This is a genomic window from Nitrospira sp. BLG_1 (genome assembly GCF_047338595.1).
Lineage (GTDB): Bacteria > Nitrospirota > Nitrospiria > Nitrospirales > Nitrospiraceae > Nitrospira_D.
Map to the genome: position 1 here is coordinate 95753 of NZ_JBLFBO010000009.1, position 13779 is coordinate 109531.

Annotated in this window: 12 protein-coding genes; 6 read left to right on the forward strand and 6 right to left on the reverse strand. The window is 56.0% G+C overall.

Translation table 11 applies throughout. The annotated features are described in order from the left end of the window. Positions 1 to 108: 108 nt before the first annotated feature. The 3 genes from ACMTNU_RS10460 to ACMTNU_RS10470 form a co-directional block, all read right to left on the reverse strand. A complete protein-coding gene (locus tag ACMTNU_RS10460; RefSeq protein WP_413935187.1) occupies positions 109 to 477 on the reverse strand; it encodes a hypothetical protein in 369 nt (122 codons plus the stop codon). A gap of 533 nt (positions 478 to 1010) precedes the next feature. Then, on the reverse strand, positions 1011 to 1835 hold the full coding sequence (locus ACMTNU_RS10465; RefSeq protein WP_413935188.1) for a hypothetical protein: 825 nt from the start codon (positions 1833 to 1835) through the stop codon (positions 1011 to 1013). Positions 1836 to 1853: 18 nt separating this feature from the next. Then, positions 1854 to 2222 carry a hypothetical protein gene (locus ACMTNU_RS10470; protein WP_413935189.1) on the reverse strand — a complete coding sequence of 123 codons (369 nt, stop codon included), beginning with the start codon at positions 2220 to 2222 and terminating at the stop codon, positions 1854 to 1856. Between the two features lie 321 nt (positions 2223 to 2543). Between ACMTNU_RS10470 and ACMTNU_RS10475 the strand changes: the two genes are divergently transcribed. Further along, positions 2544 to 2891 (forward strand): hypothetical protein, encoded by a 348-nt coding sequence (locus tag ACMTNU_RS10475; protein ID WP_413935190.1) that lies wholly within the window; start codon positions 2544 to 2546, stop codon positions 2889 to 2891. An 8-nt stretch (positions 2892 to 2899) separates the two neighbouring features. Beyond that, positions 2900 to 3406 carry a tetratricopeptide repeat protein gene (locus tag ACMTNU_RS10480; protein WP_413935191.1) on the forward strand — a complete coding sequence of 169 codons (507 nt, stop codon included), beginning with the start codon at positions 2900 to 2902 and terminating at the stop codon, positions 3404 to 3406. 307 nt (positions 3407 to 3713) lie between these two features. Here the strand turns inward: ACMTNU_RS10480 and ACMTNU_RS10485 are convergent, their stop codons facing one another. Continuing rightward, the gene (locus tag ACMTNU_RS10485; protein WP_413935192.1) at positions 3714 to 4052 is read right to left on the reverse strand and encodes a hypothetical protein; all 339 of its coding nucleotides are present in this window, start codon (positions 4050 to 4052) and stop codon (positions 3714 to 3716) included. 212 nt (positions 4053 to 4264) lie between these two features. Between ACMTNU_RS10485 and ACMTNU_RS10490 the strand changes: the two genes are divergently transcribed. Both ACMTNU_RS10490 and ACMTNU_RS10495 read left to right on the forward strand, forming a co-directional pair. Beyond that, positions 4265 to 5152, forward strand: coding sequence for an RnfABCDGE type electron transport complex subunit D (locus ACMTNU_RS10490; RefSeq protein ID WP_413935193.1), 888 nt, complete (start codon positions 4265 to 4267; stop codon positions 5150 to 5152). Further along, the gene (locus ACMTNU_RS10495) at positions 5149 to 6501 is read left to right on the forward strand and encodes a DUF2330 domain-containing protein (RefSeq protein ID WP_413935194.1); all 1353 of its coding nucleotides are present in this window, start codon (positions 5149 to 5151) and stop codon (positions 6499 to 6501) included. The genes ACMTNU_RS10490 and ACMTNU_RS10495 overlap by 4 nt, the downstream gene beginning before the upstream one ends. A 75-nt stretch (positions 6502 to 6576) precedes the next feature. On the opposite strand, the gene ACMTNU_RS10500 is transcribed toward ACMTNU_RS10495, so the two are convergent. Next, the gene (locus ACMTNU_RS10500; RefSeq protein ID WP_413935195.1) at positions 6577 to 7491 is read right to left on the reverse strand and encodes a hypothetical protein; all 915 of its coding nucleotides are present in this window, start codon (positions 7489 to 7491) and stop codon (positions 6577 to 6579) included. A gap of 133 nt (positions 7492 to 7624) precedes the next feature. Between ACMTNU_RS10500 and ACMTNU_RS10505 the strand changes: the two genes are divergently transcribed. After that, positions 7625 to 8023: a DUF3015 family protein gene (locus ACMTNU_RS10505; protein ID WP_413935196.1), complete on the forward strand. Its 399-nt coding sequence runs from the start codon at positions 7625 to 7627 to the stop codon at positions 8021 to 8023. A 9-nt stretch (positions 8024 to 8032) separates the two neighbouring features. Here ACMTNU_RS10505 and ACMTNU_RS10510 read toward each other — a convergent pair whose 3' ends face one another. After that, positions 8033 to 12535, reverse strand: coding sequence for a DEAD/DEAH box helicase (locus ACMTNU_RS10510; protein WP_413935197.1), 4503 nt, complete (start codon positions 12533 to 12535; stop codon positions 8033 to 8035). Positions 12536 to 12972: 437 nt separating this feature from the next. Between ACMTNU_RS10510 and ACMTNU_RS10515 the strand changes: the two genes are divergently transcribed. Then, entirely contained in the window at positions 12973 to 13716 is a 744-nt protein-coding gene (locus ACMTNU_RS10515; RefSeq protein ID WP_413935198.1) for a glycosyltransferase, read from the forward strand. Positions 13717 to 13779 lie beyond the last annotated feature (63 nt).

Consider the following 13779-nt stretch of genomic DNA (forward strand, 5'->3'; position numbering starts at 1 on the left):
ACAATTTCGAGATCTTCGGCCACAAGAAACACAAGGCCTCCAGAAGCTGTACTTCCGGAGGCCTTGTGAGAGACCCTGTGGTAACAGAATTGCGTTGAACCTGTTCGTCTAGTACGCGCTTGGCTCCAATGATTCGACGGCTTCCTCAGCCTGCTTCTTGGCCTTGGATCTCTTCGCCTTCGCCGCTTTCTTCATCTCCTTTCTCTCGGCCTTCAACGCATCTCGTTTCCCCTTCATCTCTGATCTCATCTGTTCCCGTTTGGCCTTTATCTCGCCCCTCATCTGCTCTTTTTTCGACTTGAGACTCTCTTTCATCTGATCATGCTCGCCTTTCATCTCACCTTTGGCTTCGCTGGCCATGGAGCCCATTTCACCCTTCAATTCAGAGCCGAGATTTGTCAGCTCATCTGCCATGGCCACAGAACCAGACCCAGCGATCACTGCGGACAGGACCACAGAAATCATAATGATGCGCATGAAAACCCTCCTCCAATAGATCGGTTATCCCAACAGGACCGGAACCAGAAGCCGGCACCCAGTCTAGGGCTACCGTGAGACAAGATTTCTCGCAACTGATTTTGTAGTTTTTGACGCGCTCGTGCTACAGGAAAGACAGCAGAACCAGATTATGGAGAGACCATAATGACCACGGCCTCCAGCAGGTTATCCCCTGGAGGCCGTGCAAGAGCATGCCTTCACTGAAGCGCGCTCGCTGCTGTCACATGGAAAGGCGCGCTACGGCCTGATCTGCCACAGCAAATACACCAACCCGACCACCAATGCCGACACCACGACGAGATGCATGAACGGCCTCCCTTTTACTGAACTCTTGTGATATGTGCGACGCTGGGAACCAGCGCTTGGTCTACGGGTATCGTGAGATTGGTTTTCAGGCAATGTATTTCAAAATTTTGGACATGAGCTACTCCAAAATGTGACCTGCGGAGGTCTTCTAGGCTGTGCAGTCATGGATGTTTGCACACAAAAGGAGAGGCGTCAGTGCGTTGCCACTACCAGCTCTGAGCCCAAATCGGCGCAGGTGTAGGATTCGGTTCAAGGTTCGAGAGATCCACTTCGAAGAGAGTCTTGGCGCTATCGTGTGTACACGCTCGTATCTGTAGCCGTCCCGATCGCGTGCCAACGAGTAAGTGCCCTTCTTGGCTCCAATCGGCCCATTGAACATCTTCCAAGAGTTCACGATCTCCGTTGAGTTCCAGAGAGTATCGAACGTTCAGGCCATCAACCGCCTGGTCGACACCAAACTCCCCTCCAGCCCATCCCACGCTTTCCACGCAGAGTACTCGCGTGCCGCAGGGCTGTGGCTTTCGCATACGAGCGTGACGATGTTGATCCCAAGCATCCCCGGGATCACGAGCCGGTGAATTCCCCTCCTCGACCCACCCTCGTCGTCGTTCGTTGGCGAATTGAATCGCAGGGCTAGAACGTAATCCGTATGGAATCGGGAGTTTCGCCATTGGCCGATCATCAGACCCATCGGCCTCCCTGAAATAGTAGCCGCGCGTCCAGGTCCCGCAGGTCCCAAAGGCATGCAGCGCGGTCAGCCATGGAAGTTTCGAGATTGCGATATAGGCATCACCATGCTCCCATATCGCACTCGGCTTATGGGCGAAGTAACAGAGGTACTGACCATCGGGAGACAGATCAGATCGCCTGGGGAAGATACGTCCTCCAAGCCAGGCACCTGGTTCGTAGCGCTGAGTAGCCAGATCCCACCGTCCGATATGCGACCAGTCACTCGGCCCTCGACGAAACACGGCCACCACCGGCGCCTGAGTCGCGGGAATACAATAGATCCGAGGAGTGACCTGCTGCATGATGATTGACCAATCTCCCTACAGTAACTCAGCCAGTAAGAGTGGCGTCAGCGGAGGACTCCCTCCATAGATGCAGTCGCCCATCGTCGACGACGTAAACCACGCCCGCACGTGATACATCTCTCCCTCGACATAGATCGTACAATTCGTCGAGTGCTGACTGGCTCGAATCTCTAGTGAATCATCACCGCACTTGGGTAAGAACCGAAAACGCGAGGCGCCTGGCGCCAACGATCCCAGGTTCACCCGCTGCTCACAGACGAAGAGGATCGCTTCCTCAATCGACTGCGAACCGCGATTTTCAACGCGCACGGTCGACCAATTCAGCCAAAGTAAATTCGGCCCCAGAAGAAGCGTACAGAATCCGAAGACGACTGCAAGCTTCATATCTCATTCCTTGTTCCAGGAGACTTAGCCGTGAGAACCATTCTCATGCCCTCGGAAGCTCAGCTGGGAACCACCAGCCACCATCACTAAATCGACAAAGTGTGACCCGTCAACACCACATCGGCAAGTAAGTTGCCAAAATGTGCACGGGCAGATGAATCGTGCAGCACAGTCTTGGAAACTACCCACTGCGGCAGGCAACAGTGAGAGCTTCGCGTGAGAGTCCCGAACCATTCCCAGCAGGGCCGGTTCACTCACGAGAGATAGGCGTGCAGGTTCACGGGGCATTGATCCATTGCGGGCCAGTTGTATAATGTTCACATGAATCGAATCGCTCTCCATCTCATGATCCTACTCGTCACCGGCTGCGCAAGCCTGTCACTCGCAATTGGAGAGGAATTATCGCCACAGCCCAGCGCGAAAGAGCGGTTACAGCAAGTACTGGACGCAGAAGGTGGCACAACCGTCCACATGGATACCGCCGGTAATGTACACACGTCGACCAATCTCCCGAACGGCGAGCAAATCATACGGGTACAACCACCTCAAAGTCCCGGGCTCAATCTTGGCCCACCGCTGCAATTGAGCAATCAGCCCCTGCAACTTCCACCTCCGCCACCTATGCCCGCCCAACCGCCTCCACCAGAGTACCCACAGCGAGCTCGGTAGGATTCATCTTGACGATCCATTCGTATGCACGGCATACTCAGCAACTCATGCGTCCCACTTCCCTCATCATCCTTCTGACGACTCTTGTTCTGCTCGGTGGGCCGAGTCTGGCCTTCCCTCCGGCCGGCACGAAAGACTTATCTACCCTCCAGACCCAGGCCAATCAGGGAAATGCTGAGGCGCAGAACGGCCTCGGGGAGCTGTATGCCAAAGGAAAAGGCATGCCACAGGACTACACTCAAGCACGAACGTGGTATGAGAAGGCTGCAACACAGGGTCACCCCCATGCGCAAAACAACCTCGCGGAACTCTATTTTGCCGGGCTTGGGGGGCCTCAAGACTTGGTGCGGGCCTATATGTGGGTGAATCTCGCAGCGTCACATATGCAGGGTGAGGATAAGAAGCAAGCGGAAGAAAATCGAGACGATGTCGCCCAACGCATGACACCCGCACAAATCACAGAAGCCAAACGGCTTTCAGAACAATGTCGGTCAAATAAGTTCAAGGGCTGCTGAGATCAGAGCTGAATTCTTCCCTCCCTACGTGTTCATCTTCCCGGCTCGCAGCTACGGAACAGATTCTGGACCTTCTCTGGAGACGAACCGACATGGGGCACGCTGATACTCACGCGGGCGAGTGACGGAGAGGAACCTCAATCCCCAGTGGAATTATCACATCCCACGATCATATCCCTTTGGCCCCGTACAATCCGATCACAGCTGAAAACTATTGGTTGCATAAGATCTTATGCAACCCCTTCAAAGAACTCCCGCCTCTTCCTCGTCGATATCCGCTCACGCGGCCCTGAATAGGATCGCACGTCTATCGGAGCAGTACGATCAAGACCAATCCCAGCGAGACCACCCCTATCATCCCCGTTGCAAGACACAGCATCAAAAGACGTCGATACCGACGCTCCTCCAGAGCCGCACTCTGTTCAAGCGCTCCAAGCATTGTTCGCATTTGTATGGCTAAATCTTTGAGGTACGTGTCGTTCTTAGCCGCAGTAGCCTGAAGCTCAGCAACCTGCTGCTGGAGGGTCGCATCCTGACTAGTAGGGGCATCGGCACTTTTCTTGGTAAACACAGGAGCCGCTGCGGACAAGATAGTCCCCACATGCGGCAGCGCGGCTTTCAAGGCAGGAAGGATCCAGGCTGTCATCGTTGAAAACCTCACTATACGCTTGAACTGGACCAGCGACTCACACTCATCTTGCCGTGAACCTGTCTTTCACTTGCTCGTTATTCTCACAATGAGCACGTGACTTGTCAACACCGCCCGGTTCGCCCTCGCACCTGAAAGGATTTCTCCCCTCGTCCCATATCCTCCTGTGAAGGCCGCCACACGTGACCAAATCAGCCTGAGGAGGATGTATGGGCCAAGACAACGGCACAATCCAACCAAGCGAACCATCTTTCTGGCGGGATCCTCGCTTTTATCAAATCGCTAGCCTTTCGACGCTCCTCCTCTACGGGCTGCTCGTGCTCCACTTTGACATTTCAATCTGGCAGATCGTCATCACAATCAGCACAGCACAACTAATGCAATATGTGGGTACCCGCTATTTCCACCTGCTGTTCTTTGATCTCAAGAGCGCGCTGATTTCATCCCTCTCGCTGTGCCTTCTCCTCCGCACTAATGATTGTGCTGTTACTGCACTCGCCGCTGGCATCGCGATCGCCAGCAAATTCGTCATTCGATGGAAGGGCAAGCACATCTTCAACCCCACCAACCTGGCGCTCGTCATCGTACTCGCCAGCGGCCTCGGCTGGATCTCACCGGGGCAATGGGGACAGGTCGCCTGGTTTGGGTTTCTGATCGCTTGCCTCGGCTCGCTTGTTGTGACCCGTGCGGCACGGGCTGATGTCACACTGGCCTTCTTGACGTTCTACGTCGGACTCCTGGTCGCCCGCGCCCTCTGGCTCGGCGACCCATTCACTATTCCACTCCATCAGATTGAGAGCGGCGCATTGCTGATCTTTTCATTCTTCATGATTTCCGATCCCAAGACGACACCTGACTCCAGAACTGGACGCATCGTCTTCGCCCTAATCGTGGCACTCACGGCACTCTACATCCAGTTCCATTTCTTTAAACCCAACGGCCCACTCTGGGGACTCATCGCCTGCTCACCACTCGTCCCCTTACTGGATCGCCTATTTCCTGGAGTCCGATACGACTGGTCCAAACCCGCAACTGGTTACGCCCCGGCAGCCGTTCCATTGTCACTATCAGTTCAACCACAAAGGAGATTTTCATGAACCACATTGTTCTTTCCTTATTCTCCGTTGTTATGAGTCTATTTCTCTGGGGTACCAACGCCTCAGCATTCTGCGGCTTCTATGTCGGCAAAGCCGATACGAAGCTCTTCAATAAAGCATCCGAAGTGGTCATCGCCCGCCATGACAACAAAACCGTGATCACGATGGCCAATGACTTCAAGGGCGAGGTGAAGGAATTTGCCATGGTCGTGCCAGTGCCAACGGTGTTGGATCAGGACCAGATCCACATTGGCGATGCCGCCGTTCTGAAACATCTGGCCGACTACTCGGCGCCACGGCTGGTGGAGTATTTCGACGAGAACCCTTGTGTCCGGTACGAGCTGATGGAACGCCGTAGTCTCGATATGGCAAAGAACATGGCGCCGGCAAGCGCCTCAGCCAGAGAACGCGATACGGCACTCGGCGTGACTGTCGAGGCGCAGTATACCATCGGCGAATACGACATTCTGATTCTGTCAGCCAAGGAAAGTCACGGGCTTGAAACCTGGTTAGCTGAGAACGGATACAAGATTCCACATGGGGCTTCCACCGTGCTGCACAGTTACCTTAAACAGGACATGAAGTTCTTCGTGGCAAAGGTAAACCTGACCGAGCAATCCAAGCTCGGCTTTACTCACCTGCGGCCGATCCAGATCGCCTTCGAATCCCCCAAATTCATGCTGCCGATCAGGCTGGGAACAATTAACGCCGACGGTGCACAGGAACTCTTCATCTATACACTGACAAAGCAAGGGCGCGTCGAAACGACGAACTACCGGACGGTCCGATTACCGGCGGCTCAGGAGGTTCCGCTGTACGTCAAGGATAAGTTCGGCGACTTTTATCGTGACCTCTTCACACAGCAAGTGAAGCGCGAACACGAACGAGGGGTGTTTCTCGAATATGCCTGGGATATGACCTGGTGCGATCCTTGTGCTGCAAACCCACTCTCAGCTGAAGAGCTGAAGAACTTGGGCGTCTTTTGGCAAGAGCGCCCGAACGGCAAGCAGCGTGGAGGCACCATGCCGCAGGCACAGAACGTGTTCCTCACCCGTCTCCACGTTCGCTACGACGCAGCCCACTTTCCAGAAGACTTGATGTTCCAGGAAACGTCCGATCGGAATAATTTCCAGGCCCGTTACATCCTTCGCCACGCATGGACCGGAACGGATGAATGTCCAGCCGCGACGGCCTACCGCCAGCAGTTGCGGGAGCGGTATGAACACGAGGCACAGACCCTGGCGAATTTGACCGGATGGAATATCGGCGCAATTCGCAATGCCATGAATCTGGCGTCATCGCCGGAAGGCACAGTGAGGAAGTGGTATCAGCACCTCTGGGCGAACTAAACCGGAGACAGCAGGCTGAGGCCTCGTTGAGGCCTCAGCCTTGAGTATTGGTATCAACTTCTCTGTGGAACGACGTTAACCTTGGAGTGAGAATGAGAATGCGGTGAGATGCACCGAGCTATACGCTGTGACCACATTGCTGTTCGCGCTGGGCGATTGGGCGTACTCCGGTCCTTGTTCTACAGACAGATCCGGCCCCTCAGCCTGATGCGCATGCCCCGGTGGTATCTCCTTCAGCAGATCATGATGCAGCTTCTCAAAAAACCCAGCCAGATACGTCTGGAATTTCGGCAATTCAGCTTCCGCTTCCTTTAGGGCATTGAACACCTGCTGAATAAGCGAGGCAAGCTGCCCGTTCTGGACCGACTCTTTGAGAACAACTCCGTCTGATGTATCCCCTGAGGGGGTGGGCGCCGTGGTACCGGTAGACGACTGCGGGATCGCCGCCGCCGTCTCAGGCGCCCCACCCGAGGTATGAGTTGATCCTGTGACCACCGCCACCGATCGAATGACCTCCAGACTGAGGTCCAGACTGGAGACTGTGCCTAACCCACTCAATCGTTCCGCAAGCTTCGCCGCATGCACTTGAGTCTTCTCTCCCTGTCCCTCGACAAATCCTCGAAAGAGCTGAGAGATATTCTGGAACAGCTTTTCAAGATCGTGCAACTCCAGATCATTGAGACGCCCATCCACCGCAATCCCAAAGTCTTGTTGAACGGCAACTTCTGTCGTTCTGGCTCCCACGCTCACAGACGCATGATCAGCCTCTAACCGAGCGCGATACGTACCGGCGCGAAACTCGGTTTCCAAGTCTGCCGTAAGGGTGACCCTATCTCCCTCTGCCGTGGTCACGTTGAGACGTCCCGAAAAATCATTGGATACGGCAAAACCGCTGACTTGCGTATCCAACCGCTGCCCCCCGACAGCGCCAAACTGGTGTAGATTGACGAATTGGCGGGGATCAAGAGGAGTCAAGGCTTCTACCGGCATCAGACACCCTCTGAGTGGTTGAGTCCTACAGATACGTTCTTTGCTTCTCTATCGGCAGAGAAACAACTGAACTTAAGACACTCTATGCTATAGTCAAAACCCAGGCTACCTTATCAAGGCAAGGAGGATCTTTATGCGAAACATTTTGCACAGTGTGATGATCGCATCGGCATGCCTGGCACTGACAGGAACGGGGTGCACCGTAAAGGGCACGATTAATCAGATCACTGATACGACGTCGAACGTCACCGGGACGACATCCGGAGCAGCCTGGTGGAATGAAGATGGTCAGATCAAGCCGGACTTCAAAGCTACCGCATTTGTGACCTTTAATCAGGCGAATCTGATCCAGGATTTGGCAGCAGGACGAGGCGAGTACTTGGGATCTATGGGTCGTCTATTGGGCATTCCGGCTGACCGCCAAACCGCATTTTATTCAGCCGCTCAATCGAATTATTCCCAGGTGGCCGACCAAACGCCTGCGGGATTGCTCAGCTTCTTACGCAAGACGTCCAAATCATTCATGCAGTGACCGAGGATATCATGTGGATCGCTCGACTGTTGCCGAACCGAAGGGTTCGGTAACAGCGAGGGGTCCATCACCTTGCCGACCGACTACGGCCCGGACAAGCACACCGTCCTTCAAAACCAGAAAGTTGGTTGGTACCGCCGGAACCCGTGGGCCTGGGAGAATCACCCCAGCGAGGTTCAGTGGGTCAGTCGCGGATAGTTTGATCTCATGACTTGAAGCACCGCTCGTTTTCCTGATCGCCCGCAACGCTTCCACGGCCTCCGGCAACGCGAACTGTTCGCCGGTAAATCCACTCACGAATCGACCACCACGCACCTCCCCTGCCATTTCCATCCGTCTGTATTGCACGAGCAGATCTCGCCAGGACTGAACCAGCGATTCGCGGGCCAGCAGATCGCGAAAGACCACGCCGTAGCGGCGAAGGAGCTGGTGAGCCACCTGCGCTGAAAGTGTTGAGTGCTGAGTTGAAGTAGAAGAGCCAATGGCTGATGGCTGATGGCTGATGGCTTGATCCGGACCCGATGACCATTGACCATCAACCATTAACGGCTCTGTTCCCCGGAGCAGCGACCAGCGTCCCGCTGTATGCCGTGGTCGACGACCCCGTTCGCGTCCTTCCGCACGACGTCGATGAGGGTCCATGAGGGAGCGGAGATTATCAAATCCGTCAGCCGTTGCGAAACCGGCGGCGACGAGTTCCCAGAGTCCCTGCTCCACCTCGGTCTGCAGGTAATGGGTGATTCTGACCAGGTCATTGAAAAAGCTGGCCCCTTGTTGTCCTAAGGCTCGGTACAGATCCTGGGCAACCGGACTCAACTGAGACGTTGGCTCAGCGGGAGCAGTTGTTGCCTCACTTCGCACAGACTTCATCAACCAGTCACTGTCTTCACGTGGGAACAAACTAATGGGAGCAATGCTGGTTGGAACAATCCGTCGACGCTCTGAGTCCCCTGATTGGGAAAACCTGGGATGCGGAGAGAGACGCCCCCAACAGACCGCACCACCGAGACAAAGACGATCTAGGAGTTCAGGGTCGTACTTGGCCATACGCGAGCGCAAGAGCTGTGGCTCCCATGCGGAAGCCGCCGCCTCAAACCCAGCCAGCTGTGCAATTACACGTTGTAAACCAGCCTCACCATGCTGACGCGATCCCGGCACGACATGTTGCCATTGTAGGAGGAACCGCATGAAATCCGTCGCCGAAACCGGCTCCACTTCCTTGCGCAAGATTCCGATCGTCAACCGATGAATCCGAGCGAGTAAACGGCGATAGCACCACTCGGGCGGGGGAGTGCCAGAAAGTGCTGAGGACTGAGTGCGGAGTGCTGCGTGAGGACGGAACTGGCCTCGGAGGACCTGGCCTTGGGATTCAAGACGTACCATCGCAGCATCGATTGGCGACACCGGAAGATGCAGCCGCTCGGCCAATTCAACCGTCGTCATCGGGCCAGTGCTTTCCATCCAACCCAGAACAATGGTATCCAGAGTTGCGTCTTCTTCCCCCTCAAGTACCCGCTCAACCCGCTCCCTATTCTCCGTCGCAACCCATCCCTTTACCCCTGACGCCTCACCCTTCACCGTGAGCAGGACAGCTCGCCCAGACTCCATAAGCAACGGAAGATAGGCAGCCCATTGAGTTACCTCGGATTCAGGTAGCCAGAACAAGGTCAGGAGTGCGTCATGAAGTTCATCGGCATCGCGCACGACCGGCCACGATTCGCGGGCCACTTCAGCGATCGCCTCCGGATCGAGCGCGCCGACTTGACCCAGCAGGTCCGGCGGCAGGGTCCGTCTCATTTCCACCGCGCGCGCCCGCCGTTCTTCCAGCGGCGCATCATCGAGGAAGGCATAGGGATTCGCATTCAAGATCTCGTGCGAGAACACGGACGGCGTCGGTGTATCCACCGCCACACAGCGGATCGTCCCCGTCTCGATCCGGCGCAGCACAGCGATCAACCCCTCCAGATCCATTGCGTCAGTCAAGCAATCCCGCAGCGTTTCCTGCACCAGTGGATGGTCCGGAATGTGACGGACCGCTCGTTGTCCGGTCAGATTCTCCTGGCAGGCAATCGCGTCCGGAAACACAGCGGCAAGCAAATCCTCGGACTTCATCCGTTGAATCTGTGGAGGAACTTTCTTTCCGTTCGAGAATCGCAGCAACGCCAGTGCTCGCGAGGCATTCCACCGCCAGCGGGTAGCAAACATCGGGGCCAGCAATACTGCTTGGATCAACGTCTCTCGCACGCTGTTGGAATGCAGATAGCTGAACACGGACTCCAGAGGGAAACTGTGCTTCTCCCCGAGCGAAATGACAAGACCATTGTCCGTGGCCGCGGCTTGGAGCTCAAAGTCGAACGTGACACAGAATCGCTTACGCAACGCCAACCCCCAGGCCTTGTTGATCCGCCCGCCGAACGGCGTGTGGAGCACTAACTGCATCCCACCGCTTTCATCGAAGAACCGTTCGGCGACGACGCAGTCCTGGGTCGGCACAACACCTAATACCGCGTTTCCAGACAGAACGTATTCGATAACCTGTTGAGCGCCACGGGCGTCGAGGGCGCATTCCTGGCGAAGCCAGCTAAGAGCTGACAGGTGACAGCTTTCAGGTGAGGGATCTGCGCTTGTGAGTCGCTCAATCTCGGAACGAAGACCGGCGACTTCGGCAGAGAGTTCCGCTGTGCGGGAGGGGGCTTCACCGAGCCAAAAAGGAATGCTGGGCGGGGCGCCATGAGCATCTTCCACCCGCACCTTGCCTGACTCCACGCCTTTGATGCGCCAGGACGTATTGCCGAGCAACATGATATCGCCGGCCAAACTTTCCACGGCGAAATCTTCATCAACGGTACCAACCACTGTGCCTTCCGGCTCCGCGACTACCGCATAGGTGGCCGTGTCAGGAATAGCCCCACCGGAGGTGATCGCCGCCAGCCTCGCCCCACGGCGACCCTTGATGCGATGATTGATCTGGTCATGATAAAGATAGGCCAGTCCCCTGCCCCGGTTGGTTGCAATCCCCTCCGCCAACATACGGACGATGCGGTCAAATGTTGCCCGCTCCAGGTCACGATAGGGGTCAGCCCGTCGAACAAGCGCAAACAAGTCCTCTTCGCTCCAGGTCTGGGTCGCGGCAGCGGCCACGAGCTGTTGCGCCAGGATGTCGAGCGGAGCTAACGGCACCTCGATACGGTCCAACGTGCCGTTCTTGATCGCCCGGATCAGCGAGGCACATTCGAGCAACTCATCTCTCGTCGTGGCGAACAGACGGCCTTTGGGAATCGCTTTAATCCAATGGCCGGCACGCCCGATGCGTTGCAAGCAAGTGGCAATGGCTCGCGGCGACCCGATCTGGCAGACCAGATCGACCGTCCCCACATCGATGCCAAGCTCGAGTGAGGCCGTTGCCACGACCACGCGCGTCTTGCCGGACTTCAACCGTTCCTCGGCTGATAACCTGATCTGCCTTGACAGGCTGCCGTGATGAGCTGCCACCGCGTCGGACCCAAGATCCAAGAGTCGCTCTTCCAGGTAGTGAGACACTCGTTCAGCCAAGCGGCGCGTATTGACGAACACCAGCGTCGTCCGGTGTTCCCGCACCAGCTCGGTGACACGGTCGTAGAGATCAGACCAGATGGCATTCGTCGCGATGGCACTCAATTCGTCTTTTGGGACTTCAACTGCGAGATCCATCTGGCGCCTATGGCCGACGTTGATGATCCGAGGAAGTGGTGAGGGCTGAGTGGTCAGGACTGAGGACTGAGTGTTGAGGGCTGAGTGAGTTGCGCATGACGAATGACCAATGACCTGTGACAAGTCACGCTCGCCTCGTGAAGTAGGCTTCACGAACGACGCTGATCGGTTTCCCATCAGAAACCGCGCGACGGCTTCAATCGGCCGCTGCGTGGCGGAAAGGCCAATTCGTTGTGGTTTTGTGAACGTGAGGGCTTCCAGCCGTTCGAGTGACAGGGCGACATGAGATCCGCGCTTATTCGGTGCGAGTGCATGAATCTCATCGACAATCACGGTGCGCACCGTCTGTAAGAGCTTTCGGCTCTTGTCAGCGGTCAATAGGATGAAAAGCGATTCGGGAGTCGTAACGAGAATATGCGGTGGCCGTTTGAGCATCTGCTGGCGATCCGTCATCGGCGTATCGCCGGTACGGACGAGCACCCGAAGCTCCGGCATCATGAGTCCAGCCTGCAGCGCACGCATTCCGATCTCGGCCAACGGTTTCTGAAGATTCTTCTGGATATCGTTGCTCAGCGCCTTGAGCGGCGAGACATAGAGCACATGCGTTTGGTCATCCAGATTACGAGCAAGAGCCTGCTTGAAGAGCTGATCGATGCAGGAGAGAAACGCCGCAAGAGTCTTACCTGAGCCGGTCGGCGCAGCAATGAGCGCATCTGCACCTGATTGAATCGCCGGCCAGGCCTGGACTTGCACATCAGTCGGCTCATCAAACGATGCCTGAAACCATTCAGCAATGAGGGGATGAAAACCCGAGAGCGGCATGGTGCGAGATCGTACCACACCGACAACAACGACTCTATCGCCGTGCAGTAGCGCATCGCACGATCAGGCTATAGCCGAATGTCCTCCTCCAATCGTCGCATCGCAGGAATCCCACCGGTTCTTGTTCAGCGCTTGAGAAACTAAGCCATCCACCCCACCGTCACCGATACTGGTTCGCCAAGAGGGTGTACAGCGCCGTCCAGTCATCCTGCCGCAACAGAGACACGGCATCGCCACTGCTGCCCCTTCCCAGCTAAAGAGCCCGAGCCTCCCCTGCATCGTCCGTCTCAAGCAATTGTGCATACTCCCACGTCTAGGTCTCGGCAAAGGGTATCGGGTATTAAGTTGCGAGTCTGAAGATGCTTGACCCCCAGACAACTTGAAACATGAAACCCGAAACTTGACACTCAGCCCCCATTCCCCTGCACGTAGCACCTGTGGCATCATATCGCCTGATGCATCTCTCCATCATCATCCCGGCCTTCAACGAAGCGCGTCTGATCGAACAGACTCTGCGATCCGTGACAACGTCATTGGCCGCAAACGCAGGATCCGGTTTCACATCGGAAGTGATCGTCGTCGACAACAATTCCACGGACAATACTGCGCAACTGGCCAGAGACGCCGGTGCCCGTGTTGTTTTCGAACCGATCAATCAAATTGGGCGGGCGCGTAATGCAGGTGCCGCCCAGGCCACCGGCGAGTGGCTGCTGTTCCTCGATGCGGACAGTTTGCTGAGTGCGGAACTGTTGGCGGATATTCTCTGTCTGATCGACTCCGGGAAATACGTCGGCTGCGGGAGTACGTTACGGATGGATGGCTTGCCCTGGTGGGCGCGTCTCACATTGCAACTCTGGACCAGGACCTCGATCCTCTGTCGTTGGGCGGCCGGAGCGCTCGTGGTCTGCCGGCGCGATGCGTTTCAGGACGTCGGCGGATTCGACCAGGAACTCTATGCGTTAGACGAAGTGCGGCTCAGTAAACAGCTGAAGCAATGGGGACGGCGGCAGGGATTGCAATTCACCATTCTCACCAAGCATCCCCTCGAAACCTCATCCCGTAAAGTCTCGCTTTATTCGGGCCTGGAGATTGCCGGTCAGATCTTCCGAATTTTTCTCCTACCCAAACGAACCTTGCAGGACAAAAAGCATCTCTCCGTCTGGTACGACGGGAGACGCTGACAAATAGTTTCAGGTTTCAGGCCTGATGATTTTGGCTTCCACGTAACTCGAAACGTGAAACTC